We start from the raw sequence: 26201 nt of genomic DNA on the forward strand, positions 1-26201 counted from the left end.
GCCCTTGGATAAATTTGTCAGCGACCAGGCCGCCGGGCTGCGCCGTTTGCTGGGGCAGACCGGATTTCAGGTCATTACCGTGATGTCGGGACAGCAAGGGGCGGGCAAGACTGCCGCGACCGCCAATCTGGCCGTCGCCCTGGCACGTTCCGGCCGCGATGTCCTCATCGTCGATCAGGACCGGCATGGGCGCGGTGCCTGCGCCGCGCTGGGGCTGACGCCGCGCCATGACGTGGCGGATGTGCTGGCCGGACATTGCACGCTGGATTCCCTGATTCTCACCGGCCCCGACAACGTGCAGGTACTGCCGCTGGGCGGCGGTTTCAACCGCCTGGGCCGCCTGTCCGAGCGCGACCAGGAATGGCTGGCGCAGAGTTTCAACCGCCTGCAGTGCGGCGTCGACGTGGTGCTGGTGGACATGGAGGAGGCGACCGACCCGGACGCCTTGCCGCTGGGCCTGGCCGCATCCGAAATCATGGTGGTGCTGCCGCCCGGCAACACGGCGATTACCCAGGCCTACACGCTGGTGAAGCGGCTGGCGCACAACTTCGGCAAACGCCAGTTCCGCCTGCTGCTCAATCGCATCGAGTCGCCTGAGCAGGCGCAGGCCGTCGCGCGCAATTTTGCCCATACCGCCGAACAGTATCTGAGGGTGTCGGTCGATTACCTGGGCTATGTCCCGCTCGACGAGCGTCTGACGCGTGCGGGCCATTTGCGCACCTCGGTGGTGGAGGCGTTTCCTGTCGCGCAGTCGACCTCGCAGTTCCGCAAGCTGGCCGACGGCCTGCTGCGCTGGCCGCAGCCCGCCAGCCTGGGCAGCGTCGGCGGGTTCATGCAGCGCGTGATCCAGGGCGGCCGCCTGGTGGAAGCCTACAGGAGATAGGGATGTACACCGCAACCGGCAAAAGCGAAAAGAGCGAGAAGAACGACCTGCTGGCGCAATACATGCCCATGGTGAAGCGCCTGGCGCATCACATGATGGGGCGGCTGCCGCCCAGCGTGGAAGAAGATGACCTGGTGCAGGCCGGCATGATCGGCCTGCTCGACGCGATCAGCCGCTACGACGAGGCGCAGAGCGCGCAGTTCGAAGCCTATGCCATCCAGCGCATCCGCGGCTCGATGATCGACGAGCTGCGCCAGTCCGACTGGATGCCGCGCAGTGCGCGCCAGTCGATGCGCAAGATCGAACAGGCGATCAATACGCTGCAGCACAAGCTCGGCCGGCAACCCAGCGAAACCGAGATTTCGGAATCCATGAAAATTCCGCTGGCCGAATACCAGGCCATGCTCGGCGACGCGCGCGGCCACCAGTTGCTGTATTTCGAGGACTTCGGCGAGTCGGACGAGGACGATTCCTTCCTCGACAAGCAATCGGCGGACGAGGCCAGCATGCCGCTGCCGCAGTTGCTCGACGCCAACCTGCGCGCCTGCATCATCGCCGGCATCGAAAACCTGCCCGAACGCGAGCAGCTGTTGATGTCGCTGTATTACGAACAGGAACTCAACCTGCGCGAGATCAGCGAGGTCTTCGGCGTCAGCGAGTCCCGTATCTGCCAGCTGCATGGCCAGGCCATCGCGCGACTGCGCGCCAAACTGAAGGAAGACGCATGGATCGTGGCAGCCTGATCGGGCTCGGGCTGGCTGCCGCCGCCGTACTGGGCGGCCAGGCGATGGAAGGCGGGCATATCGGCCTGTTCGTGCAGCCGGCGGCCTTCCTCATCGTGATGGGCGGCACCCTGGCTGCCGTGCTGCTGCATTACCCGCTGCCGGTCTTCATGCAGGGCATGCGCATGGCGAGATGGGTATTCCGCCCGCCCGAGCCGGAGGCCCTCACGCTCATTCGCCGTGTCGTCCAATGGTCCCACACCGCGCGTCAGGACGGTCTGCTGGCGCTGGAAAGGCACGTCAACATGACGCACGACCCGTTCCAGAAAACCGGGCTGCAATTGTTGATCGACGGTGCCGATGCGACCAAGCTGCGTGATACGCTCGACGTCCAGATCGTCAATTTCGAAACGAACGAACGCCAGGCGGCACGCGTGTGGGAAGCGGCGGGCGGCTATGCGCCGACACTCGGCATTCTCGGCGCGGTCATGGGCCTGATCCATGTGATGGAAAACCTGACCGAACCCGGCAAGCTGGGTACCGGCATCGCGGTCGCCTTTGTCGCCACCATCTATGGCGTGGGTCTGGCCAACCTGGTGTTCCTGCCCATCGCCAACAAGATCAAGTTCACCATCGCGCGCCGCGTGAGCGAGCGCGAGATCGTCTGCGACGGTCTCATGGGTATTGCGCAGGGCGACAACCCGCGCATCATCGAGGCGCGCCTGAAAGGCTATCTCTAACTCATGCGCCGCCGTCGCCGCATCGCCTCCGACCACGACAACCACGATCGCTGGCTGATTTCGTATGCGGACTTCATCACCTTGCTGTTCGCCTTTTTTGTGGTCATGTACGCCATTTCGGCCGTCAATGAGAACAAATACCGCATCCTGGCCAACTCACTCGGCAGCGCCTTCGGCAAGGCGGAAACAAACGACGTTCCGGTGCCGCAATTGCCGACAGTCACCTTGCCCCCTGAAGTCAAACAGCGCACCCTGAAACAGCAGCAGGCGATCGAAGAGCAGGCGCACATGACCGAAGTGGCGAGCAGCCTGCTCGACGTCATGGCCCCACTGGTGAAGGAAGGCCAGGTGCGGGTCACGCAGAGCCGTCGCGGCGTCAGCATCGAGATCAATGCGAATGTCCTGTTTGCGCCCGGCCGCGCCGAACTTGAGCCGCAATCGCTGAAGGTGTTGCAGGCCGTGGCGGAGAAATTGAAGAACGAGCCCTTCAACCTCGAGGTCACCGGCCATACCGACAACGTGCCGATCAGCAATTCGGCGTTTGCCTCCAACTGGGAACTGTCGGCGGTTCGGGCGACCAGCGTGGTGCGCCTGCTGGCCGACAGCGGCATCGCGCCGGCCCGCCTGTCCGCCATCGGGCGCGAGGCCAGCCAGCCGATCGCGCCCAACGATACGGCGGAGGGACGCGCCCGCAACCGGCGGGTCGAGCTGATGATCCTGTCGAGCATGCCGGACACGGTCGAGGAAATTCCGGTACGCCCCAACCCACCCCGGCCTTGAAAACGAGGGGATAGGCCCGATACTTCCAGTTCTGCTTTCAGGATTGAGACGATCAGACCATGCCCAATGACCCGCTAGAAGGCGAAATCCTCCCCGATGAGCGCCAGTTGCCGGCCGCGCCGGCATTGCCCGCCGAACTGTACCTGCTGCCGCTGACCGAAAAGCCGTTCTTCCCGGCGCAAACGCTGCCGTTGCTGATGAACGAGGCCCCCTGGTTGTCGACGGTGGAAGCCATCGGCGAAACCGCGCACCACATGGTGGGGCTGGTGGTGGTCAAGCCCGACAACACCGACGACGTCAAGCGGACGGATTTCCACAGCGTGGGTACGGTGGTGCGCATCCACCACCCGGTCCGTTCCGACGGCAAGATGCAGTTCATTGCCGAGGGCTCCAAGCGGTTTCGCATCGTCGAATGGTTGTCGGATACCCCGCCCTACAAGGTCCGGGTCGATTACCCGAACGAGCCCGGCAAGCCGGAATCGGAGGAGATCCGCGCCTATTCCATCGCCATCATCAACACGATCAAGGAGTTGCTGCCGCTCAACCCGCTCTATTCGGAGGAACTGAAGTTCTTCCTCAACCGCTTCGGCCCCAACGAGCCGTCCCAGCTGACCGATTTCGCCGCCAGCCTGACCACCGCGTCCAAGCAGGAGCTGCAGGAGGTACTGGAAGCCTTCAGCCTGAAGAAGCGCATGGAGAAGGTGCTCGTCCTGCTGAAAAAGGAACTCGACGTTGCACGCCTGCAATCGCAGATCCGCGAACGCGTCGACGAGAAGATGAGTGAGCAGCAGCGCGAGTTCTTCCTGCACCAGCAGCTGCGCGCGATCCAGAAGGAATTGGGCATCGCCAAGGACGACAAGACCGCCGAGCTCGACACCTTCCGCGAGCGTCTCGCCAAGCTGACGCTGCCCGAGCAGGCGCAAAAGCGCGTCGACGAAGAAATGCACAAGCTGTCGCTGCTGGAGACGGGATCGGCCGAATACACCGTCACCCGCAATTACCTCGACTGGCTCACCGTGCTGCCGTGGGGCGTGCATACGCAGGACAAGATCGACCTCGAGCGTGCGCGCCATATCCTTGACCGCGACCACGACGGGCTCGAAGACGTCAAGGACCGCATCATCGAATTCCTCGCCGTCGGCGCGATGCGCGGCGAGATGGCCGGCTCGATCCTGCTGCTGATCGGTCCGCCCGGTGTCGGCAAGACCTCCATCGGCAAATCGGTCGCCGAGGCGCTGGGGCGCAAGTTCTACCGCTTTTCGGTCGGCGGCATGCGCGACGAGGCCGAGATCAAGGGCCACCGCCGCACCTACATCGGCGCCATGCCGGGCAAGTTCGTACAGGCCTTGAAGGAAGTCGGCTCGGCCAACCCGGTCATCATGCTGGATGAAATCGACAAGATCGGCGCCAGCTACCAGGGCGACCCGGCGAGCGCCTTGCTCGAAGTGCTCGACCCCGAGCAGAACGCCGACTTTCTCGATCACTACCTCGACGTGCGCTTCGATCTGTCCAAGGCGCTGTTCATCTGCACCGCCAACGACTTCACCATCCCGTCGGCGCTGCTCGACCGCATGGAGGTCATCCGCCTGTCGGGCTACATCACTGAGGAAAAGCTCGCGATCGCGAAGCACCACCTGTGGCCGCGCGTACTCGAACGAGCGGGCCTCAAGAAGAACCAGCTCACGATCAGCGAAGGCGCGATCCGCCACGTCATCGAGGGCTACGCCCGCGAGGCCGGCGTGCGCAACCTGGAAAAGCAGCTGGGGCGGGTGGCGCGCAAGGCCGTGGTGAAAATCCTCGGCGGCGGCGCCACGCCGATCAAGATCGGCACGAAGGAAGTCGAGGCCTACCTCGACAAGCCCGTCTTCACCAAGGAAAAGCCCATCACCGGCGTCGGCGTCGTGACAGGCCTCGCCTGGACCGCAATGGGCGGCGCGACACTGCCGGTCGAGGCGTCGCGCATTCACACGCTGAATCGTGGCTTCAAGCTCACCGGCAAGCTCGGCGAGGTAATGAAGGAATCGGCCGAGATTGCCTACAGCTACGTCGCCTCGCACCTCAAGGCCTACGGAGCCGACTCGGCCTTCTTCGACAAGAGCTTCGTGCATCTCCATGTTCCGGAAGGCGCCACGCCCAAGGACGGCCCCAGCGCCGGCGTCACCATGGCCACCGCACTCTTGTCGCTGGCGAAGAACAAAAAGATTCCGCGACCGCTCGCCATGACCGGCGAACTCACGCTCACCGGCCAGGTCCTGCCGGTCGGCGGCATCCGCGAGAAAGTCATCGCCGCGCGCCGCATCGGCCTGCACGAACTCATCCTGCCCGATGCCAACCGACGCGACTTCGACAAGCTGCCCGACCACATCCGCGCCGGGATGACCGTGCATTTCGCCAAGCGGTATCAGGATGTGGCGGAGGTGGTGTTCGGGTAAGCGAGATTTTTCTCAGGCACTCAGGGGCACTGGAACAATGCTAAACAGCCAGGCAGGAGTTGACTTTCAGTATGTGAGGAGGAGGGGTCCACTTATCGACCGAAATGCACTCTTACGCCAGCAAGGCAAGCGCATCCGCTAGGATTCTTTGAGCGGTCCTTGCGAATCAGTAAGGTCGTATGAGGTTAGCCCCTATGCCCCAGGGCTTATCCTCCGCGCTACGCGGCCATCAACTTTTCTATCAGCGCATGGATCGCCGGGTGGTCAAATTCACGCCCGCCTACGGCCCGATAGGCGATCTGCCCGGTCTTGTCGATGAGGAACGTGGTGGGTAGGCCGGGAACGCCGTATGCCTTGGATACGGCGCTGTTGCTGTCCAGGAGCACGGGAAAGGTAGGCGCCGGATCCAACTGGCCGGTGAAGGCGAACAAGGTATCGGCGTCTTCCTGCTGGTCGCAGGCCAGGACTTGAAATGGCTTGCCCTTCAGCGCCTGATACAGCTTTTCCATGGACGGCAATTCACGCCTGCAGGGCGGGCACCAGGTCGCCCAGAAGTTGAGCAACACCACCCTGCCGGGATAGTCGGTCAGCTTGTGGATCTTGCCCTCCGTGTCCGGCAGGCTGAAATCCGGTGCCGGTCTGGGCGGTTTGACCGGGGCCAGTATGTGGGTGAGCGGCGGTTCCGGCAGATCGGCACGCGCCGTGCCCGTGGCCAGCAGGCCAAGGCCGAGCCCGCCCAGGGTGATCAGGGCATTACGCCGTTCAGGGTTTTCGAGGCGGGACGGGGAGCTCTTCGGGAGCGCACTGGAGCCCTTCGAGAACAGCGTGGAACGTTTTGCCATGTTGCCTCCAGGAATAATCGAGGTCGAAACGCGTGCCGTGGGGGAGCTTGACCGTGGAGAAGCCCTGGCCCCAGTCACCGACTTCTAGGGTCTGGGCCGCAGGCAGGATGGACCAGCCGAAATCCACGCCCTGGCTCTGCCATATCTTCAGCCACTCGGTCTTCGTCCGCAGCGGGTGCCGCACGCCATCGGCGGTGATCGCGCGCCAGTCAGCCACGTCGTAGCTGATGGGTTCGTTGGCCAGATTGCGTATGACGGAGCCGAAAATGCAGTACCCAGCCATTTCCTCCACCAGGGCGTGGGGGAAACCCTTGTTGGAATACACGGCACGCACGTTGTCCGGCATGAGCTGAAGAAGCTGAAGGCTGAACGGCGTGTCCGCGGACTGCCAGTTGGACAAGCCGTTGCTCGGGTTGGTGCTGTGCACGGTGCCCGCCATTGCCGTCGCAGCGGCAAGCAAAAGGGCTGGGAATGAATAGAGGGCGGATATCTTCATTTCACGCATGTTAGCAACCAATTTTACCGGTAGCCGCTAGGGCGAATTAAGTGCGTTACCCGTCAAGATAGGCTATGCGGTGATATCGCCAACGGGGCGTCGGGCCCGCGATGGTTATCCGCTTCGATTCCTGAAGCCGATGGCCGTCCCATCTACTTGAGCAGGCCTTCCTCGGCCAGCGCCTGCTGCACCGCCGGGCGCGTCGCCACGCGGCCCTGATAGGCGGTCAGAGCGGGCCAGCGCGAAAGATCCAAGCCGACATGTGGCGCCCACGAACTCACTGTGAACAGGTAGGCGTCCGCCACGCTGAAGCGCTCGCCCATGAGATAGGGCTGCGTCTCGAGTACCGCCGCGACATGGGCGAAACGCTGGGCCAGGCGCTCGGAGAACAGGGCCTTACAGTCAGGCGGGACACGTGGATCGAATAGCGGCGAATAGGTCTTGTGCAGTTCGGTGGAGATGAAGTTCAGCCACTGCATAAGACGGTATCGCGCCTGGCTCCCGTACACAGGCGCGAGTTCCTTGTCTCCCGCCTGGTCCGCCAGATACTGCACAATGGCCGGACCTTCGGTGAGCACATCGCCATCTTCCAGCGCCAGCGCGGGCACATAGCCGTCCGGGTTGATCTTGCGGTAGTCCTCGCCTGATTCCGTTTGGCCTGTCCCAAGGTCGACGCGTACAAGTTCCATGGGTACGCCAGCCTCGATCGCCACGATGTGTGGGGAAAGGGAGCAGGCTCCCGGGCTGTAATAGAGTTTCATGGCATTGCCTCCTTAAGAAGAGTGACAAATGGTTGGAATAGCCCGTCTGGTTGCCACCGTAGGAAGTCGTCGGGTCCATTAAACGCAGCCAACCCCGCGCTGTGTTCCCAGCTCGTCCGTTGCTGCATCCGATGTAGTCTATTAATGGGGCAGGTTAGTTTCCTCGTAGCCGGTCCAGATGTCGTTCGGCTTGGCGCTAAGGGGGCGACCTCGATTGTTCTTTGGCGCCACTTCGTGGCTTTCGGAACCATCTGTGGGGCAGGTCGTGCAAAACAACCCGCTTGTTACTGCACAATTGCCCAAGCCGTGCCGATGCTTCAGGCTCGACCCGGGCAAGTCTCGGCTCAGATGAACAGACACACATCCGACTTCTGCGCCTGCGGCAGGAAGCTCGCGGCGCCGATCCAGCCCGCGATCTCGGGGATGAACTCGTCCTGCGAATAGCCGAACAGGTCGACGGTCATCTGGCAGGCATAGAGCTTGGCGTCGGCTTCGAGGCAGGCGGCGCGCAGTTCGTCGATGCTGGCGACACCCTTGTTCTTCACGGTCTGTTCCATCAGTCCGGTTGCCACTTTCTCGAAGCCGGGCACACCGGCCATGACGACGTTAGGCACCTTCCAGTTGATGTCCTTGAGCCATTGCGGGCCGAACGGCATTTTCATCGGCATGCTCGGGTTGCCGAGCGGGCTGATCTCGAGGTGCAGGTTTTTCTTCAGCAGTTCGAGGCCGTAGAAGGTGAAGAACACCGACACGTCCCAGCCGAGCGCGCCGGCGGTGGAGGCGAGGATGAAGGGCGGGTAGGCCCAGTCCATCGTGCCCTTGGTGGCGATGATAGCCAGCGACGGCACGTGCGCGGCTTCGCGCTCGGCCATCTTGGCTTCGAAGCGCTGGTCGAACCATTGGTCGAGCAGCGCGGGGTCGAGGTGTTCGGCAAGCAGTTTGTCTGTGGCGCCCATGGTCGTCTCCTTAATTCTTGCGAATGAGGAATTCGAATTCGCCCTGGTTCTCGCTCGAGGAGACGAGTTCGTTGCCGGTCTGCTTGCAGAAGGCCTGCATGTCCTTGAGCGAGCCGGGGTCGGTTGCCACGATGGCGAGGGTCTCGCCCTTGGCCAGGTCGGTCAGGGCCTTCTTGGTGCGCAGGATGGGCAGCGGGCAATTCATGCCGCGGGCGTCCAGGGTCTGGGTTGCGTTCGTGCTCATGGTGAAACCTCCTCTAGTAGATGACCGTTCGGTCAAGATGATCGGCAAAAAAATTGCCGGGCGGAAAGGGGGAATGGTGCGGGTAGTGCGCTGCAAGGAACACGGATAAGTTCCCTTCGACTTCGCTCAGGGCAGGCTTCGACAAGCCCAGGCTGCGTCGTGAGCCTGTCGAACGGACGAACGGCAACTCATCCGGCGTTTGCCTGGCTGTGAAGGAGAGTCGCCTGTGGCCGCTAGACCGGTCGGTTAAGTCGCTGGCGAAAAAAAACCGGTCCGCGTGCATGATCTCAGTCGTGGGCCTGTTCGACGCGCAGCGTCTTGATGGCGGGGCCGAGGCGGTAGATCACCTCGGGGTCGTTCTGCGACTTGGCGAGCAGGATCACGCCTTCGAGATAGGCGAGCATGGCTTCGGCGGTCAGGTCGGCGTCGAGGGGCGCAATGGTGCCGGCGGCGACGGCTTCCTCGAGCGTCTCCTTGAAGCGCGACTTGGCCCGCGAAAAGATTGCCAGCAGCTTGGCGCGCAGGATGTCGTCCTGGGTGCTGACCTCGAGCGTGAGGTTGCCGAAGATGCAGCCGAGCATGCGGCCGTGCACCTGCTTGATCGACTTCTGCCAGAAGTAGGCCGCATCGACCAGATAGTCGATGCGCTCCATCGGCGGCAGGGCGGGGTCGAAGGCCTCGGCGACGAAGCCGTGGGCCCATTCGTCGGCGAATTCGTCGATCACGGCCATGACCAGGTCGCGCTTGGACGGGAAGAAGTGGTAGAAGCTGCCTTTCTGCACGCCGGCGCTCTCGCAGATTTCCTGGATGCCCACGTTGGCGTAGCTGCGCGAGTGGAAACGCGGCTTGGCGGCGGCGATGATGCGGGAGCGGGTGTCGGTGGCGATGTTCATGAACCGGATGCTAGTTGACCGTTCGGTAAAATGCAAGCGTCGGACGGAAAGAGGCGCCACACCGGGATTACGATGGCGAATTCCCGAGAGATGGCGGGGGAGTCGGGTAAAATGCCGTCCATGACCGACGCCGCGCTCCTCGATCTCGCCCCCGAAGCCGCCCCCGCCGCACCCGTCATCAAGGTGCGCGGCGAGCCGCTCACAGAACTGCCGCAGGATCTCTACATTCCGCCCGACGCGCTCGAGGTCTTCCTCGACGCCTTCGAGGGCCCGCTCGACCTGCTCTTGTACCTGATCCGCAAGCAGAACCTCGACGTGCTCGATATCCCGATGGCCGCGCTCACCAAACAGTACATGGCCTATGTCGAGGCGGCGCGCGCGACGCGGCTGGAACTGGCGGCCGAATACCTGCTGATGGCGGCGATGCTGATCGACATCAAGTCGCGCATGCTGCTGCCGCGCCGCGAGCAGGCCGAGGAGGCGGGCGAGGGCGAGGACCCGCGTGCCGAGCTGGTGCGCCGCCTGCTGGAATACGAGCAGATGAAGCTCGCCGGCCAGCATCTCGACGCGCTGCCGCAGGCCGGGCGCGACTTCGACACCGTGAGCGTCTTCCTGCCGGCAGCGGCCAAGCGCCTGCCGAGCCTGCATCCGGAGGAACTCGCCGCGGCCTGGCTGGCGATCCTGTCGCGCGCCAAGAACCGCACCCACCACCGCATCGGCCGTCAGGAGCTGTCGATCCGCGAGCACATGAGCCGCATCATGAAGCGGCTGACGCCGGGCGAATTCATGGAATTCAAGGACTTGTTCCCGGAATCGTCGACCGTGCATGAACTCGTGGTCACCTTCCTCGCCGTGCTCGAACTGACCAAGGAAACTCTGCTCGACGTGACGCAGGCCGAGCCGTTTGCCCCCATTTACGTGAAGCTCCATGAATCTGCAACCGAGTGACAATCCCGATGATCTGAAGGTCGTGCTGGAAGCGGCGCTGCTGGCGGCGGTCGAGCCGCTGACGTTGGCCGAGCTCAGGCGCATGTTCGAACAAGAAGAATCGAATCCAGGCCTGTCCAATGATGTGCTGCGCCGCGCGCTCGACGATTTGCGCGCGCAGTGGCACGGCCGCGGCGTGGAACTGATCCAGGTGGCCGACGGCTGGCGCTTCCAGACGCGCGCCGAGATGCAGCCCTGGCTGTCGCGGCTGAAGAACGAGAAACCACCGCGCTACTCGCGCGCGGTGCTGGAAACGCTCGCCATCATCGCCTACCGCCAGCCGGTGACGCGCGGCGACATCGAGGACATCCGCGGCGTCTCGGTCAATCCCAACATCATCAAGACGCTGGAAGAGCGCGGCTGGATCGAGGCCATAGGCCATCGCGACGTGCCCGGCCGGCCGGCGCTGTTCGGCACTACCGGCCACTTCCTCAGCGACCTGGGGCTGCGCACGCTGTCCGAACTGCCGCCGCTGGAAGAGCTCGGCAATCTGGTCACCCCGGACGAAACCGCATTAATTCCTGAATTGCGTGAGGAATTGGCGGACAATGACGTCCCCCCGACGTTTGGCGCGGTGATCGAAACCGCCCGCGCAAGCACAGCGTCGGATAGCGCAGTTACCGAGATTTCCTGAATATGGCCCGCCCCGCATCCCCCATCCGCCGCTCGCCCACCGCCCCCATGGGGCGCGCGGCGAGCCGCCTGCAGCAGGCGATCGCCCCCGAGGCCCCGAGCGAGCGGCTGCAAAAAGCGCTGGCCTCGGCCGGGCTCGGCTCTCGCCGCGAGATGGAGGAATGGATCGCCGAAGGCCGGGTGCAGGTCAACGGCGAGACCGCCACGATCGGCAGCAAGGTCGGGCCGCGCGACATCGTCAAGGTCAGCGGCCGCCGTGTCTACCTGCGCTTCGATGAAAAGCGCACGCGCATCCTGATCTACCACAAGTCGGAAGGCGAGATCGTCACCCGCGACGATCCCAAGGGCCGCGCCACGGTATTTGATGCGCTGCCCAAGCTGCGCGGTGCCAAGTGGATTTCCATCGGCCGGCTGGACTACAACACCGACGGCCTGATGGTCTTCACCACCTCGGGCGAGCTTGCCAACCAGTTGATGCACCCGCGCTTCGAAGTCGAGCGCGAGTACGCGGTGCGCGTGCTGGGCGAACTGACGGAGGACATGATCGCGCAGCTGCTGGCGGGCGTGGAACTCGACGACGGCCCGGCGCAGTTGCAAAGCTGCTTCGCCGCCGGCGGCGAGGGCGCCAACAAATGGTATCGCGTGGTGATCAAGGAAGGCCGCAAGCGCGAGGTGCGGCGGCTATTCGAGCATTTCGGCCTGACGGTGTCGCGCCTCACGCGCATCCGTTTCGGCCCGATCGCGCTGCCGCCGCAGTTGCGGCGCGGGCAGAAGATGGAACTCGACGACGATCTGGTTGCGCGGGTGATGGAATGGGCCGGAATGGCCCCCAGCCCGCGGCGGCAGACGCGCGGGGTGCCCGACAAGCACACCCGCAAGCCGCGGATTCGCTGAATCCTGTAGCCAGGCGGGCATGGCCCGCCTGGCCTCGTCTTACTTCTCGGTCATTTTCTTGATCACGCCTGCGGCCCATTCGCGGCCGCCCAGGCCGAACGCCAGCGCGAAGGCCAGTCCGACCGCGCCGAAGCCGATCTGGAACGCCGCAGTGAGGAGGCTGGTGCCGATCTGGAGCTGTTCGAGCGCCACGAACACCACGAAGATGATGACCGCATATTCCGACAGCGTGCTGATGGTGAGCGCGCCCTGCACGCCGATGTTGTTGAGGTAGGCGAACACCATGCGGTTGATGAAGCGCGCCACCAGCACGCCGAATACCAGGACCAGGATGGCGACGATGATGTTGGGGATGTAAAGCACGATCTTGTTGAACAGATCGGCCACGATATGCAGGCCGAGGCTGTTGGCCACGGTCACGACGACGATGAAAATGACGACCCAGTAGGCCAGCTTGGCCAACAGGCGTGACAGGCTGAGTTCGAGATTGCCCTGCTTGAGGAAGGCTTCTATGCCGGTTTTCTCGGCCAGGCTATCGAAATGCAATACATCGAGCAGCTTGGTGACGCCGGTTCGAACCAGATTCGCAAACAGCCAGCCGATGAATAGAAGCAGCAGGGCTGCCAACAACTGCGGGACAAACGCAGCCAGTTGCGTCCAGAAAGACGTCAGGGACGAAACGAATACATCGAGTTGTTGCTGCATGACTCACTCCTTCATTCATTACTGCGTAAATGGCGCATTATAACGAACGCTGCATGACGGCCTTTCCGGCTCGTGACGCTGTCGCAGTGGCATACACTATTTGTTCTGCCTGCGATTTTATGCATACACTGTAAAAAACCAATGTAAAAAACCAAGCGGAGGCGTCCGGCCCATGCTTTCTTCCCAATCCGACCGTGCTGGATTTCTGCCGCTTGCGCAGTTGCCTTCCCTGCTGGCCCGGCTCAGGGAGCGGGGTTATCAATGCCTGGGACCCACGGTGGAGCAGGGTGCCATCGTCATGCGCGAACTCGAACCGCCGGATGACTTGCCGCGCGGGATACAGGCCGAGCAAACGCCCGGCCGCTATCGGCTCACGTCCGATCCCCTCAACCGCTATTTCGCCTGGGCCAACGGCCCCCAGGCCATCAAACCGCACACCTTCGCACCGAAGGAATCGCTGTGGCGCGTCGAACGCGACGAGGCGGGCAAGCTGCAGTTTACGGCCGACCACCCGCCGCTTCTCCGGCAAGCCATCATCGGCGTGCGCGCTTGCGACCTGGCGGCGCTGGCCTTGCAGGATGCGCATTTCCTGCGCGAAGACCGGCGCGACGCGCATTATGCGCAGCGACGCGACAACTTGTTCCTGGTCGCCGTGCAATGTGCCGAGCCGGCGTCGACGTGTTTTTGCGTGTCGACCGGCGATGGCCCCACCCCGACCGCCGGCTATGATCTTGCGTTGGCAGAATTGGCGGATGGTTTTGTCATCGTGGCGGGCAGCGGGCAGGGACAAGCGGTGCTGGATGATCTGAACCTGGTATTGGCCACCCCGCAACAGATCGAGGCGGCCCGCCAGCAGGGCGCATCCGCCGCCGCCGTCCAGACCCGCGGCCTGCCGAGCCGTCATTTGCGCGACAGTCTGATGAGCCGGCTGGAACATCCGCGCTGGGACGAGGTGGCGGCGCGTTGCCTTGCCTGCGGCAATTGCACGGCGGTGTGTCCCACCTGTTTCTGTCATGCCGAGGCCGACACCCTGGCGCTCGACGGCGCGGCCAGCGAGCATGCGCGAATGTGGGATTCCTGCTTCGTCGAGTCGCACGGCCATTTACACGGTTTCAACGTACGGGCCGACATCCGTGGCCGCTATCGCCAGTGGCTGACCCACAAGCTGGCCACCTGGCATGACCAGTTCGGCCGCAGCGGCTGTGTCGGCTGCGGCCGCTGCATCGCCTGGTGTCCGGTCGGCATCGACCTGACCGAGGAAGTCGCCGCCCTCACCGAGGGGCAGCCATGAACATGTCGAACCGTCTCGATGCCGGCCCTCCGCATGCCGCCACCGTCCTGGCGCGCATCCAGGAGTCGCCGACCATCTTCACGCTGCAGTTGCGGCTCGATGATGCAGCCGCGCAGGCGGCCTACCGTTTTGCGCCCGGCCAGTTCAACATGCTGTATCTCTACGGCGTCGGCGAAGTCCCGATTTCCATCATGTCGGATCCGGAAGAGCGCGATCTCGTCGGCCACACCATCCGTGCACTGGGACGCGTCACCCGGGGGTTGGCCGCACTCAAACCGGGCGATCGGGTAGGGCTGCGCGGACCGTTCGGACGCGGCTGGCCGTTGCAGGAAGTCGGCGGATGCGATGTTGTGCTCGTGACAGGCGGCCTCGGCTGCGCACCGGTTGTGTCGGTGATTCATTACGTGCTGCGGCGGCGCGAACGCTTCGGCAAGCTCGTCATCATCCAGGGCGTGAAGCATGCCGAAGACCTGATCTGGCGCGAGCAATACGACCGCTGGGCGAAACTGCCGGATACCCAGGTGTTGGTGGCGGCCAGCGAGGGGGCCGCGTTGTGGCCTTGGCATGTCGGGCGGGTGACGGAATTGTTCGGCCTGGCCAATTTCGATCCGGGCTGTGCCGTGGCCATGATGTGCGGGCCGGAAGGCATGATGCGCAGTGCAGGGGATGCCCTGCTGGCACGCGGCCTGCCCGAGTCGCGCCTGTATCTCAGCATGGAGCGCAACATGCAGTGCGCGGTTGGCCGCTGCGGCCACTGCCAGTTCGGAGGGGCGTTCGTTTGCCGCGACGGCCCGGTGTTCAACTGGAGCGAGGTCAAGGCCCTGCTCGCACACAAGGGGTTCTGATGAGCCTGCAGACCGCTCACTCGAGCAAACCGCGCGTGGCCGTGCACAAGTTCAGTTCCTGCGACGGCTGCCAGTTGTCTTTCCTCAATCTCGGCGAGGCGCTGCTGACGCTCGCCGAGCGGATCGATCTGGTGCACTTTGCCGAAGCGGGGCCGCTCGATCCGGATACCGGCGTGGATGTGGCATTCGTCGAGGGCAGCGTGTCGACGCCGGAAGATCTCGAACGCATCCAGCGCATCCGTGCCCATAGCGGTCTGCTGATCGCCATCGGCGCCTGCGCCACCTCGGGCGGCATCCAGGGTTTGCGCAACCACGCCAAGGGCGCGGAATGGGTGGCGCAGATATACAGCCATCCCGAGGCGATCGCCAGCCTGGAACGCTCGACGCCGATTTCCAGCCATGTGAAAGTGGATTTCGAGCTATGGGGCTGCCCGGTCAGCGGACCGCAGATGCTGGCGGTGGTCAATGCCCTCCTGCTCGGCGTGACGCCGCGCGACAACGTCGACAAGGTGTGTACCGAATGCAAGCGCCAGGGCTACCCTTGCGTGATGGTGACCCACGGCATCGCCTGCATGGGGCCGGTGACGCGGGCGGGTTGCGGCGCACTGTGTCCCAGTCTCGGCCGCGACTGTTATGGTTGCTATGGCCCGGCAGAAAATGCCAACACCGATGCGCTGGCCATGCAGTTCGGCCATCTGGGGCTGACGCCCGAGGCCATCGTGCGGCGTTTTCAGTCGATCAACAGCCAGGCGCCGGTGTTTCTCGCGGCCGCCGACAAACTGAGGATGGGCGCGCATGACTGAACGGCGCAGCGTGGCGATCCACGTTCCGGTGCTTGCCCGGGTGGAAGGCGAGGGCGCGCTCGATTTACGCATCGAGCAGGGTGACATCGCCGAACTTCGCCTGCGTATTTTCGAGCCGCCGCGCTTCTTCGAGAAATTCCTCGAAGGTCGCCACTACTCCGAGATCCCCGACATGGTGGCGCGCATCTGCGGCATCTGTCCGGTGGCATACCAGGTGACCGCGGCGCAGGCGCTGGAAAGACTCTTCAATGTCGAGTTAAGCCCGTGGGCACAGGCCATGCGCCGGGTGTTCTACTGCGGCGAATGGATCCAGAGCCACAGCCTGCACATCCACCTGCTGGCGGCGCCGGATTTCTTCGGCTGCGGCAACGCCATCGAACTGGCACGCATCGCGCCGGACGAGGTGCGTCGCGGGCTACGGATCCAGGGTCTGGGCAACGAGCTGATGGACCTGTTCGGCGCCCGCTCGGTGCATCCGGTCGGGGTACGCATCGGCGGCTTCCATGGCGCACCCTCGCTGGCGCGCATCCGCGACATGCGGGACAAACTGCACGCCGCGCTGCCCGAGGCCGAAGCGCTGATCCGCTGGGCCGCCACCATTCCGGTGCCGCAGGACGACCAGGCTTTCGTGTCGGTGGCGACGCAGAATTTGAGCGATTACGCCATCGAGCGTGGCGAGATCGGGACCAGCGATGGCTTGCGTATCGGGGCGGAGGCCTTCGACGCGCATTTCGCCGAGCGTCACGAACCGCATTCCACCGCACTGTTCAGCACCTATCACGGGCAGCCGTATCTGGTCGGGCCGCTGGCGCGCCTCAACCTCAACCACGCGCATCTGCCCGGCGCGATCAGGGCGCTGCTTGCCGATATCGGCTTCGTGCTGCCCAGCCGCAACCTGTTTCACAGTCTGCTGGCACGTGCAGTGGAAATCTGGCTCGCACTCCATGAAGCGCTACGTCTGCTCGACGGCTATCGCGTGCCGGACTCGCCCTGGGTGCCCGCCACGCCGCGCGCCGGCGTGACGACCGGCTGCACCGAGGCGCCGCGCGGACTGCTGTGGCATCGCTACGAGATGGACGCCGAAGGCCGCGTCGTCAACGCGCGCATCGTGCCGCCGACCAGCCAGAACCAGGGCCGCATCGAGGAGGACCTGCGGCTGTCGCTGCTGAATTTCGGGCTCGACCATCCGGACGACGTGCTGCGCCTGCATTGCGAAAAAGTCATCCGCAACTACGATCCCTGTATTTCCTGCGCCACCCATTTTTTGCGGATGAATGTCGCGCGCATATGAGCAAGGTCCGCATCCTCGGCATCGGTTCGCCGTCGGGCGACGACCAGGCCGGCTGGCTGACCGTGGATGCCTTGGCGGATTGCGGTGTCCAGGGCGAGCATGAACTTGCCATCGACAAGCTGGACAGGCCCGGCGCCAGCCTGATCGGCCTGCTGGAACAGGCAGATTGGGTCATCCTGGTCGACGCCATGCAAAGCGGCGATCGGCCTGGCCGCATCAAACGTTTCGACCAGGATGCGTGGCCGGGCTACACGCAGGGTCTATCCAGCCACGGGCTCGGCGTGCTCGATGCGCTGTCGCTGGCGCGCGCGTTCGGTATCCTGCCGCCCCGGCTCGATCTGTATGGCATCGAAATCGCGCTTGCCTGCCCCGGCGGCGAGGCCGGCGACGACATCCAGGCAGCCGCACGACAACTTGCCCGACACATTGCTGCCGACTTGGCCACCGCGTCTCGCTAGCCGGTTCGCGCTTAGTACCGGGCTGGATATTAGGTTAGGCTACATCCGCAACAGCCAGGGCACCTGGCGTGGTTTGATCTACAGGGATTTATTTGCGTGGTTTTCCGTATTCTTCTGCAGGCCTGTCTGTTCTGGTTGTTGTCGGGCTCGCCGGCAATGGCCGTGCAAGGCGGGATTCCTGTCCGGGTCGGCGTGGCCGACAATCCTCCCATCGTCACGGCAACGCCCGGTGTGCCGCCCCAGGGTATCGCGATCGACGTCATCCGTGCGGTGGCGGATCGGGAAGGCTGGCGGATCACCTACGTTCCCGATTCCTTCGACAATCTCCTTTCCCGCCTCGACAAGGGCGAGATCGATCTGCTTGTGGGGATTGCCTATAGCGAGGAACGTGCGAAGCGCTTCCAGTTCAGCCAGCAGAGCCTGATCGGAAACTGGGGCATGGTGTTCCGCCATATCCGGTCCCGCATCGAGTCGCTGCCCGATCTCAAGGGCAAGCGGGTCGCGCTCATGCGGGGCAGCACGCACAGCCAGGCGCTGATCGATTTGGCGAAGCAGTTCGACGCGGGATTTACGCCGGTCTACGTGGATACCTATGCGGATGTGTTGCGGGCGATCATCGAACGCCGGGCTGATGCAGGCGCGGTGAACCGGGTGTTCGCGGCGCTGCATGTCCACCCCAACGACATGGTCGCGACCGGCATCGTATTCAATCCCATTTTCGTCCATTACGCCGCCCCGAAGCATGCTGATCCCGCCCTCCTGCATGCATTGGATCGGGACCTGGCTGCGCTCAAGGCTGATCCCGGGTCGGCCTATTACGCGTCGCTACGGCGTTGGCTCGAAGCCGCGCCTGAAACGCGCTATCCCAGCTGGCTGTCGTGGGCCGTGGCTGCGGTCGCAGGCTTGTTCGTCCTGGCGTTGGCGATCGTCGGCTTGCTGCGCTACCAGGTCAAGCGGCAGACGGGCGAGCTGCAGCGCCGTGCCGATCTGCTGCAGACTGAAATCCAGCAGCGTGAAACGGCCCAGCAACACCTGAACCAGCTGGCTTATTTCGACGGGCTGACGCAGCTGCCGAACCGCGAAGGTTTCCGCACCGCACTCGAAAGAATGCTGTCCGCCCTGCAAGGCAGCGAAGCGCGACTGGCCCTGTTGTTCATCGACCTCGACCGGTTGAAGAACATCAATGACGGACTCGGTCATGGGGCAGGCGACCTCTTGCTGCAGCAGGTCGCCCAGCGCCTGCAATCGGTGTTGCGCGCGCACGATCATCTGAGCCGTTTCGGCGGCGATGAATTCGTGGCGATCGTATCCGATATCGACGTGCAGACGGATGCCGAACTGGTCGCCACCCGTCTGCTGAACAGTCTTGCCATGCCGATCGATATCGGCGCCACCCAGATATACAGTAGCGCCAGCATTGGCATTGCACTGTATCCCGACGACGCATCGTCGGTGGAAACGCTGCTCAAGCATGCCGACACGGCCATGTATCAGGCGAAGGAACAAGGCGGCAATCGCTTCCTGTTCTATCACGCGCAGCAGACCGCGCGCGTGGTGGAGCGGCTGACGCTCGACACCCGCCTGCGCCAGGCGCTGGAACGCGACGAATTCCTGTTGCATTACCAGCCGATCGTGGAACTGGAAAGCGGGCGCATCGTCGGGCTCGAGGCGCTGCTGCGCTGGAACGATCCGGACCAGGGACTGGTGCCGCCCGGCGCATTCATTTCAGCCGCCGAAGACACCGGCCTGATCGTCCAGCTCGGCGAATGGGTGCTGGAGGCCGGCTGCGCTCAATTGCACGCCTGGCAGAAGCAGGGCAGGGCTGCCGAATTGACGCTGGCCGTGAACGTCTCGACCCGGCAGTTCGAAGGGGGGCGCCTGGTGAAATCGGTTGCCCAGGCACTTGCGCGTACCGGCCTGGCTGCGGAGTGCCTCGAACTCGAGATTACCGAGAACGTGATGCTGATCATGAACGACGAGGTTCGCAGCAGTCTCGACAAACTGCGCAGCATGGGAGTGCGACTGTCGCTCGACGACTTCGGCACCGGCTATTCCAGTCTGAGCTACCTCAAGCAGCTGCCGTTTCACGCGCTCAAGATCGACCAGTCGTTCGTCCGCCGGATCCCGGACCAGGCTGGCGATACCCAGATCGTCACGACCATTCTGGCCCTGGCGAAAGGACTCGGGCTGGAGGTGATCGCCGAAGGCATCGAAACCTCGCAGCAGTATGACTTCCTGCGCGAGAACGGTTGCGAATTCGGTCAGGGCTATCTGATGAGCCGGCCGCAGGCGGCGGACCAGCTGGTCGCGCTGCTGGACCGGTAGCGCGCGTCAGGATCGGCCTGATTACCGGCCGGCGAGATCCTCGCGCCGCAGCATGAACACGTACTGGTCACCGCTCTCGGTGTCGAGCCAGGTGAAGGGCAGGGCAGGATAGGCGGCTTCGAGCGCCTCGCGGTTGTGGCCGATTTCGACCACCAGCAGGCCGCCGGGATTGAGGTGGGCCTGGGCGCCGGCCAGAATCTTCCGGGTGGCATCCAGGCCGTCCTCGCCCGAGCCCAGCGCCAGCGCGGGTTCCGCCTGGTATTCCGGCGGCAGCGCGGCAACCGATTCGGCGTTCACATAGGGCGGGTTGCTGACGATGACGTCATAGGTCCGGCCGTCCAGCGCCGCAAACAGATCCGATTCGACCAGCTCGATACGGTCCGCGAGACCGTAATCGCCAACGTTCTTTGCGGCGACGTCGAGCGCATCCTTCGAGAGGTCGACTGCATCGACTTCCGCGTTGGGGAAGGCCAGCGCCGCGAGAACGGCGAGACAGCCGGAGCCGGTGCAGAGGTCAAGTGCACGCGTCACCTCGTCCGGATTGTCCACCCACGGCGCCAGCTGTTCGTGCAGCAACTCGGCGATGAAGGAGCGCGGCACGATCACGCGCTCGTCGACATAGAAACGGTGCGCGCCCAGCCAGGCCTCGTGGGTGAGGTAGGCGGCAGGCAGGCGTTCGCGCACCCGGCGCTCGATCACCGCCTGCACCTGCTCGGACTCGCCGTGCGTCAGGCTGGCATCGAGGAAGGGTTCGAGCCGGTCGAGCGGCAGGTGCAGGGTATGCAGGATCAGATAGGCTGCCTCGTCGAAGGCATTGTCGGTGCCATGGCCGAAAAACAATTCGGCCTCGTTGAAGCGCGACACGGCGAAGCGCAGCCAGTCGCGCACGGTGATCAGGGATTCGGTGTCTTCGAAGTGTTTCATCGCGCGGGTTCTGGTCAGGGTCAAGCCAGCAGTTTTTCCAGCGTCTTCTGGTAGATCGCCGCCAGCTGCTCGATGTTTTCCACCGCGACATGTTCGTTCAGCTTGTGGATGCTCATGTTGAGCGGGCCGAACTCGACGACTTCGCGGCAGATGTCGGCGATGAAGCGTCCGTCCGAGGTGCCGCCGGTGGTCGACAGTTCGGGGGTGAGGCCGGTGACCTCGTGGATGGCTTCGCTCAGGCGATCGCACAGGGGGCCGCGCGGGGTGAGGAAAGGCTTGCCGGACAGGCTCCAGTCGATTTCGTAATCGAGGCCATGACTGTCGAGGATTTCATTCACCGCGTCCATCAAGCCTTCGGCGGTGCTGGCGGTGGAGAAGCGGAAGTTGAACTGGATTTCGACCACGCCGGGGATGACGTTGGTGGCGCCGGTGCCGGCGTGGATGTTGGAGATCTGCCAGGTGGTGGGTGGAAAGTAGGCATTGCCCTCGTCCCACATGGTGTCGGCGAGCTCGGCGATCGCCGGTGCGGCGAGATGGATGGGATTCTTGGCCAGGTGCGGGTAGGCGATGTGACCTTGGACGCCCTTGACGCGCAGGGTGCCGGACAACGAGCCGCGCCGCCCGTTCTTGATGGTGTCGCCGAACTCGGCGGCACTGGTGGGTTCGCCGACGATGCAGTAGTCGAGTGTCTCGCCGCGTGCCTTCAAGGCTTCGACGACCTTCACCGTGCCGTCGGTGGCCGGTCCTTCCTCGTCGGAGGTGAGCAGGAAGGCGATCGAGCCGCTGTGCCCGGGATGCGCGGCGATGAAACGCTCGGTGGCGGTGACGAACGCGGCGTCGGAGGTCTTCATGTCGGCGGCGCCGCGCGCGTACAGTTTGCCGTCGCGCACCGTCGGCTCGAAGGGATCGGATAGCCATTGCTCGAGCGGGCCGGTGGGCACCACGTCGGTATGGCCTGCAAAACAGACCACCGGTGCGGCCGTGCCCTTGCGTGCCCATAGATTGTCGACGCCGTTGTGACAATGGCGCTCGATGTGGAAGCCGAGTTTCTGCAGACGCGCGGCGATGAGGTCGTGGCAGCCGGCATCGTCTGGCGTCAGCGATTTGCGTTTGAGCAGTTCGATCGCAAGCGCCAAGGTTTCGTTGGCAAGGATTCCATTCTCGGGCGTTTCATTGGCCATGCAGTTTCATTCTCCGAACAAGGCTTGATATTGTTCTTCGGCAAAGCCGAGATGGTATTTCCCGTTTCGCTCCAGCACCGGCCGCTTGATCACGCTGGGGTAGGCCTGCATCAGCGCGATCGCACTGGCATCGTCGATGACCGCCGCCTTCTCCGCATCGGTGAGTTGGCGCCAGGTCGTGCCGCGCGTATTTACCAGTGCCTGCCAGCCGACCTGCGCGACGACCTTGCGCAGCCAGGTCGCGTCGACGCCCTGTTTCTTGAAATCGTGGAAGACGACGTCGCACGCATGGTCATCGAGCCAGGCGCGTGCTTTTTTCACCGTCGTGCAGTTGGGAATACCGTAGAGCTTCATGCCGTTGTTTTTGTCCGCTGCCGGAATGCATCGCATCGGACGTAAAATCAGGAAAAACCGAATTCGTAATTCTACCCGACCTGATGCATCCCGCCGTTCATTCCCATTCGCCCCCGCCGCCGCCTGGCGACCCCAGCCTGCGCTCGATCAGCCGCCTGTTTCCCTATTTATGGGAATTTCGCGGCCGCGTATTGCTGGCACTGGCGCTGCTGGTCGGCGCCAAACTGGCCTCGGTGGCGGTGCCGCTGGTGCTGAAGGACATCATCGACTCCCTGAACAAGCCGCGTCCCGAACTGGTGCTGCCGCTGGCCTTCATCGTCAGCTACGGTCTGTTGCGCTTCGTCAGCACCACCTTTGCCGACCTGCGCGACGTGGTGTTCGCCAAGGTCACGCAGCGCGCCATGCGACGCATCAGCATGGCGGTGTTCCAGCACCTGCACGCGCTGTCGCTGCGCTTTCATCTGGAAAGGCAGACCGGCGGCATCACCCGCGACATCGAGCGCGGCTCCAAGGCGCTGTCCAGCCTGGTCGGCTATCTGCTGTTCCGCATCACGCCCACGGTGCTGGAAATCCTCTTGGTCGCAGGCATCCTGTTCGTCAAGCTCGACTGGGTGTTCGGGGTGCTGACGCTCATCACCCTGGCGGCCTACATCGGCTTTACCGTGACCATCACCGAATGGCGCACGCAGTTCGTGCGCCGCGCCAACACCCTCGATTCCGAGGCCTACGGCCGCGCCATCGACAGCCTGCTGAACTACGAGACGGTCAAATACTTCGGCAACGAAAAATACGAGGCCGCGCGCTATGACAAAAGCCTGATCGAATGGGAAGACATGGCGCTGAAGTCGCAGCGCTCGCTGGGCATGCTCAATGCCGCCCAGGCCGGGACCATCGCGATCGGGGTGACGCTGATGGTGCTGCGCGCCGCCAACGGCGTCGTGCACGGTACGCTGACACTGGGGGATCTGGTGATGGTCAACGCTTTCCTGCTGCAGATGTTCCAGCCGCTGAGCTTTCTCGGCGTGATGTATCGCCAGATCAAGGAGTCGATCACCGACGTCGAGCGCATGTTCGCCTTACTGCAGCGGCCGCGCGAGGTGGAGGATGCCCCCGATGCGCGCGACCTCGACGTGGTGGCGGGCGAGGTGAGGTTCGAGCATGTGAGCTTCGCCTACAACGCCGACCGACCGATCCTGCATGATGTCAGCTTCACCATCCCCGCCGGCAGGACCGTGGCGGCGGTGGGGTCCAGCGGCGCCGGCAAGTCGACGCTCGCACGATTGCTGTTCCGTTTCTACGATGTCGGCGCGGGCAGCATCCGCATCGACGGCCAGGACATCCGCCAGGTCACGCAGGACAGCCTGCGTGCCGCCATCGGCGTGGTGCCGCAGGACACCGTGCTGTTCAACGACAGCATCTACTACAACATCGCCTACGGCCGACCCGACGCCCGCCGCGACGAGGTACTCGAAGCCGCGCGTGCCGCGCATATCCTGCATTTCATCGAAGCTCTGCCGCAGGGATGGGACACGGTGGTGGGCGAGCGCGGACTGAAGCTCTCGGGCGGCGAGAAGCAGCGTGTGGCGATCGCGCGCACGCTGCTGAAGAATCCGGCCATCCTGATTCTGGATGAGGCCACCTCGGCGCTCGACACCAAGACCGAAAAGGCTATCCAGGCCGAGCTACTGGAAATCGCGCGCAGCCGCACCAGCCTCATCATCGCGCACCGCCTCTCCACCGTGGTCGAGGCCGACGAGATCCTGGTGATGGAAGGCGGGCGCATCGTCGAGCGCGGACGACATACCGATCTGCTGGCGAAAAATGGCGTATATGCCCACATGTGGGCATTGCAGCAGCAGGCCGAAGAGGAAGTCGCCTGATGAGCAGCCCTTCGACTCCGCTCAGGACAGGCCCTTCGACTCCGCTCAGGACAGGCCTGCTGCAACCCGGCGTGCGCCGGCGCGAAGTCTGGGCATGGGCGATGTACGACTTCGCCAATTCGGGCTACACGACGGTCGTCATCACGGCCGTGTTCAGCGCCTATTTCGTCGCGGCGGTGGCCGGCAACGCGCCGTGGGCGACTTTCGTCTGGACGCTCGCGCTGTCGGTTTCCTATGCGTTGGTGATGCTCACGGCACCGCTGATCGGCGCGTATGCCGATGCCCACGCCAACAAGAAAATGCTGCTGTGGCTGACCACGCTGGGCTGCGTCGGCTTCACCGCGCTGCTGTATTTTGCCGTGCCTGGCGCACTGACGCTGGCCATCGTGGGGCTGGTGCTCTCCAATTATTTCTTCGGCACCGGCGAAAACCTGATCGCCGCATTCCTGAACGAACTCGCGCGGCCGCGTGCACTGGGCCGGGTATCCGGCTGGGGTTGGTCGCTCGGCTACGTGGGCGGGCTGGTGTCGTTGGGCGCAAGCCTCGCCTACATCAGCTGGGCGCAGGCGCATGGCCAGGAAGCCGCGGCCTTCGTTCCGGTCTCCATGCTGATCACCGCCGCGCTGTTCCTGCTGGCGAGTTTGCCGACGCTATTGATGTTGCGCGAGCGTGCCGTGCCACAACGCGACCGAACGGCGCGCAACGCCTGGGCCCAGGTGCGGCACACGCTCGGCCATCTGGAATACCTGCCCGACCTCAAGCGCTTTCTCGTCTGCACCGTGCTGTATCAGGCCGGCATCCAGGCTGTCATCACGCTGGCGGCAATCTACGCCAACCAGGCATTTCACTTCAGCACCCAGCAAACCATCCTGCTGGTGCTGGTGGTCAACATCACGGCGGCTGTCGGCGCCTTCGTCTTCGGTCATGTGCAGGATCGGGTCGGCCATGTGCGCCTGATTGCGTTCACGCTGGTCGGCTGGATCGTGATGGTGCTGCTGGCCTGGGCCGCGCCTGACGAACGCATGTTCTGGGTGGCGGCCAATCTGGCCGGGCTGTGCATGGGGGCCTCGCAATCGGCCGGGCGGGCCATGGTGGGATTGCTGGCGCCACCGGCACAGGAGGCCGAATTCTTCGGCTTGTGGGGCCTGGCGGTCAAGCTGGCGTCGATCGTCGGCCCGCTGACCTATGGGATTGCGAGCTGGATCACGCAGGGCGACCACCGCCAGTCGCTGCTCATCACCGGTTGTTATTTCGTCGCCGGACTATGGATGCTGGTCGGCGTGAAAGCGGCGCGCGGCCATCGTGCCGCGCGGCGGTTCGCCCGCATCGGCGCGTAGCGATGACGGCCTTCACGATTGGAGAAACCGACTGGACCCGCGATGCGGCACGCCTCGGCGCCGTGCGGCGCGCCGTGTTCATCGACGAGCAGGGAGTCCCGGAAGCGCTGGAATGGGATGAATACGATGCCGTCTCGACGCATTGGCTCGCCCTGGCCGGGGATGGCTCGCCCATCGGTTGCGCCCGCCTGCTGCCCGACGGACACCTCGGCCGCATGGCCGTGCTGCCGGCCTGGCGCGGGCGCGGCGTGGGCCGGGCCTTGCTGGATCGGATCCTGCGCGCCGCGCAGGCGCGCGGCCAGACCGTGCTCAGACTCAGTGCACAAACCCATGCCGCAGGATTCTATGCCCGCGCAGGATTTGTCGCCGAAGGTGCCGAATACGAGGAAGCCGGCATTCCGCATGTGGCCATGCAGAGGGTATTGGCCTGAGCGCTTGTGTATCAGTCTGAGCAGAGTTTTTGAATCGGCATTTAAGAATTTGCTGATACAGTTCGATATGGAACGGGAAGCCGCGCGCGCCATGCGCCGTGCGCTCCCCCACG

Annotated in this window: 27 protein-coding genes; 17 read left to right on the forward strand and 10 right to left on the reverse strand. The window is 64.0% G+C overall.

Features of this window, described 5'->3' with window-relative positions; genetic code table 11:
* The first annotated feature begins 4 nt into the window (after window positions 1–4).
* Genes ABT23_RS06070 through lon form a run of 5 tightly spaced genes read left to right on the forward strand, consistent with a single transcriptional unit; the run spans window position 5 to window position 5557 of the window.
* A complete protein-coding gene (locus ABT23_RS06070) occupies window positions 5–883 on the forward strand; it encodes a P-loop NTPase (protein ID WP_296632603.1) in 879 nt (292 codons plus the stop codon).
* 2 nt (window positions 884–885) lie between these two features.
* Entirely contained in the window at window positions 886–1626 is a 741-nt protein-coding gene (locus ABT23_RS06075) for an RNA polymerase sigma factor FliA (protein WP_018508405.1), read from the forward strand.
* A complete protein-coding gene (locus ABT23_RS06080; protein WP_296632606.1) occupies window positions 1608–2345 on the forward strand; it encodes a flagellar motor protein in 738 nt (245 codons plus the stop codon). Before ABT23_RS06075 ends, ABT23_RS06080 begins: the two co-directional genes overlap by 19 nt.
* A 3-nt stretch (window positions 2346–2348) precedes the next feature.
* Window positions 2349–3125 carry a flagellar motor protein MotD gene (gene motD, locus ABT23_RS06085; protein ID WP_296632608.1) on the forward strand — a complete coding sequence of 259 codons (777 nt, stop codon included), beginning with the start codon at window positions 2349–2351 and terminating at the stop codon, window positions 3123–3125.
* 59 nt (window positions 3126–3184) lie between these two features.
* Entirely contained in the window at window positions 3185–5557 is a 2373-nt protein-coding gene (gene lon, locus ABT23_RS06090) for an endopeptidase La (protein WP_296632611.1), read from the forward strand.
* 218 nt (window positions 5558–5775) lie between these two features.
* Here the strand turns inward: lon and ABT23_RS06095 are convergent, their stop codons facing one another.
* The 6 genes from ABT23_RS06095 to ABT23_RS06120 all read right to left on the reverse strand — a co-directional run bounded on the left by ABT23_RS06095 (window position 5776) and on the right by ABT23_RS06120 (window position 9749).
* Window positions 5776–6399 (reverse strand): TlpA disulfide reductase family protein, encoded by a 624-nt coding sequence (locus ABT23_RS06095; protein WP_296632616.1) that lies wholly within the window; start codon window positions 6397–6399, stop codon window positions 5776–5778.
* Window positions 6320–6904, reverse strand: coding sequence for a hypothetical protein (locus ABT23_RS06100; RefSeq protein WP_296632619.1), 585 nt, complete (start codon window positions 6902–6904; stop codon window positions 6320–6322). The genes ABT23_RS06095 and ABT23_RS06100 overlap by 80 nt, the downstream gene beginning before the upstream one ends.
* A 143-nt stretch (window positions 6905–7047) precedes the next feature.
* Window positions 7048–7656: a glutathione transferase GstA gene (gene gstA, locus ABT23_RS06105; protein ID WP_296632621.1), complete on the reverse strand. Its 609-nt coding sequence runs from the start codon at window positions 7654–7656 to the stop codon at window positions 7048–7050.
* Window positions 7657–8000: 344 nt separating this feature from the next.
* Entirely contained in the window at window positions 8001–8528 is a 528-nt protein-coding gene (locus tag ABT23_RS06110) for a DsrE/DsrF/DrsH-like family protein (RefSeq protein ID WP_296632787.1), read from the reverse strand.
* A 94-nt stretch (window positions 8529–8622) separates the two neighbouring features.
* Entirely contained in the window at window positions 8623–8856 is a 234-nt protein-coding gene (locus ABT23_RS06115; protein ID WP_296632624.1) for a sulfurtransferase TusA family protein, read from the reverse strand.
* Between the two features lie 287 nt (window positions 8857–9143).
* Window positions 9144–9749, reverse strand: a complete 606-nt coding sequence (locus tag ABT23_RS06120; RefSeq protein ID WP_296632627.1) for a TetR/AcrR family transcriptional regulator — start codon at window positions 9747–9749, stop codon at window positions 9144–9146.
* A gap of 120 nt (window positions 9750–9869) precedes the next feature.
* Here ABT23_RS06120 and ABT23_RS06125 point away from each other — a divergent pair, with 120 nt between their 5' ends.
* Genes ABT23_RS06125 through ABT23_RS06135 form a run of 3 tightly spaced genes read left to right on the forward strand, consistent with a single transcriptional unit; the run spans window position 9870 to window position 12263 of the window.
* On the forward strand, window positions 9870–10697 hold the full coding sequence (locus ABT23_RS06125; RefSeq protein WP_296632789.1) for a ScpA family protein: 828 nt from the start codon (window positions 9870–9872) through the stop codon (window positions 10695–10697).
* On the forward strand, window positions 10678–11370 hold the full coding sequence (gene scpB / locus ABT23_RS06130) for an SMC-Scp complex subunit ScpB (protein WP_296632630.1): 693 nt from the start codon (window positions 10678–10680) through the stop codon (window positions 11368–11370). Before ABT23_RS06125 ends, scpB begins: the two co-directional genes overlap by 20 nt.
* 2 nt (window positions 11371–11372) lie before the next feature.
* Window positions 11373–12263 carry a pseudouridine synthase gene (locus ABT23_RS06135; protein WP_296632632.1) on the forward strand — a complete coding sequence of 297 codons (891 nt, stop codon included), beginning with the start codon at window positions 11373–11375 and terminating at the stop codon, window positions 12261–12263.
* 39 nt (window positions 12264–12302) lie between these two features.
* On the opposite strand, the gene ABT23_RS06140 is transcribed toward ABT23_RS06135, so the two are convergent.
* On the reverse strand, window positions 12303–12968 hold the full coding sequence (locus ABT23_RS06140; RefSeq protein ID WP_296632635.1) for a hypothetical protein: 666 nt from the start codon (window positions 12966–12968) through the stop codon (window positions 12303–12305).
* A gap of 172 nt (window positions 12969–13140) precedes the next feature.
* Between ABT23_RS06140 and ABT23_RS06145 the strand changes: the two genes are divergently transcribed.
* The 6 genes from ABT23_RS06145 (at window position 13141) to ABT23_RS06170 (ending at window position 19981) form a co-directional block, all read left to right on the forward strand.
* A complete protein-coding gene (locus ABT23_RS06145; RefSeq protein ID WP_296632637.1) occupies window positions 13141–14259 on the forward strand; it encodes a 4Fe-4S dicluster domain-containing protein in 1119 nt (372 codons plus the stop codon).
* A complete protein-coding gene (locus ABT23_RS06150; RefSeq protein ID WP_296632639.1) occupies window positions 14256–15104 on the forward strand; it encodes an FAD/NAD(P)-binding protein in 849 nt (282 codons plus the stop codon). The genes ABT23_RS06145 and ABT23_RS06150 overlap by 4 nt, the downstream gene beginning before the upstream one ends.
* The gene (locus tag ABT23_RS06155; protein ID WP_296632641.1) at window positions 15104–15907 is read left to right on the forward strand and encodes a sulfhydrogenase subunit delta; all 804 of its coding nucleotides are present in this window, start codon (window positions 15104–15106) and stop codon (window positions 15905–15907) included. The genes ABT23_RS06150 and ABT23_RS06155 overlap by 1 nt, the downstream gene beginning before the upstream one ends.
* Entirely contained in the window at window positions 15900–17198 is a 1299-nt protein-coding gene (locus tag ABT23_RS06160) for a nickel-dependent hydrogenase large subunit (protein ID WP_296632644.1), read from the forward strand. Before ABT23_RS06155 ends, ABT23_RS06160 begins: the two co-directional genes overlap by 8 nt.
* Window positions 17195–17656, forward strand: a complete 462-nt coding sequence (locus tag ABT23_RS06165; protein ID WP_296632647.1) for a hydrogenase maturation protease — start codon at window positions 17195–17197, stop codon at window positions 17654–17656. Before ABT23_RS06160 ends, ABT23_RS06165 begins: the two co-directional genes overlap by 4 nt.
* 96 nt (window positions 17657–17752) lie before the next feature.
* On the forward strand, window positions 17753–19981 hold the full coding sequence (locus tag ABT23_RS06170; protein WP_296632650.1) for an EAL domain-containing protein: 2229 nt from the start codon (window positions 17753–17755) through the stop codon (window positions 19979–19981).
* 21 nt (window positions 19982–20002) lie between these two features.
* On the opposite strand, the gene prmB is transcribed toward ABT23_RS06170, so the two are convergent.
* Genes prmB through ABT23_RS06185 form a run of 3 tightly spaced genes read right to left on the reverse strand, consistent with a single transcriptional unit; the run spans window position 20003 to window position 22440 of the window.
* The gene (gene prmB, locus ABT23_RS06175; protein WP_296632792.1) at window positions 20003–20905 is read right to left on the reverse strand and encodes a 50S ribosomal protein L3 N(5)-glutamine methyltransferase; all 903 of its coding nucleotides are present in this window, start codon (window positions 20903–20905) and stop codon (window positions 20003–20005) included.
* A 20-nt stretch (window positions 20906–20925) separates the two neighbouring features.
* Complete coding sequence (gene dapE, locus ABT23_RS06180) at window positions 20926–22086, reverse strand: succinyl-diaminopimelate desuccinylase (protein ID WP_296632653.1); 1161 nt, start codon at window positions 22084–22086, stop codon at window positions 20926–20928.
* 6 nt (window positions 22087–22092) lie between these two features.
* Entirely contained in the window at window positions 22093–22440 is a 348-nt protein-coding gene (locus tag ABT23_RS06185) for an ArsC family reductase (RefSeq protein ID WP_296632656.1), read from the reverse strand.
* Between the two features lie 83 nt (window positions 22441–22523).
* Here ABT23_RS06185 and ABT23_RS06190 point away from each other — a divergent pair, with 83 nt between their 5' ends.
* The 3 genes from ABT23_RS06190 to ABT23_RS06200 are packed head-to-tail and all read left to right on the forward strand — an operon-like array spanning window position 22524 to window position 26088.
* The gene (locus ABT23_RS06190) at window positions 22524–24320 is read left to right on the forward strand and encodes an ABC transporter ATP-binding protein/permease (RefSeq protein ID WP_296632659.1); all 1797 of its coding nucleotides are present in this window, start codon (window positions 22524–22526) and stop codon (window positions 24318–24320) included.
* Window positions 24320–25657, forward strand: coding sequence for an MFS transporter (locus ABT23_RS06195; protein ID WP_296632662.1), 1338 nt, complete (start codon window positions 24320–24322; stop codon window positions 25655–25657). The genes ABT23_RS06190 and ABT23_RS06195 overlap by 1 nt, the downstream gene beginning before the upstream one ends.
* A 2-nt stretch (window positions 25658–25659) precedes the next feature.
* Window positions 25660–26088 carry a GNAT family N-acetyltransferase gene (locus ABT23_RS06200; protein WP_296632665.1) on the forward strand — a complete coding sequence of 143 codons (429 nt, stop codon included), beginning with the start codon at window positions 25660–25662 and terminating at the stop codon, window positions 26086–26088.
* The last annotated feature ends 113 nt before the right edge of the window (window positions 26089–26201 follow it).

Source organism: Thiobacillus sp. SCN 63-57 (genome assembly GCF_001725555.1).
Taxonomy (GTDB): Bacteria; Pseudomonadota; Gammaproteobacteria; order Burkholderiales; family Thiobacillaceae; genus Thiobacillus.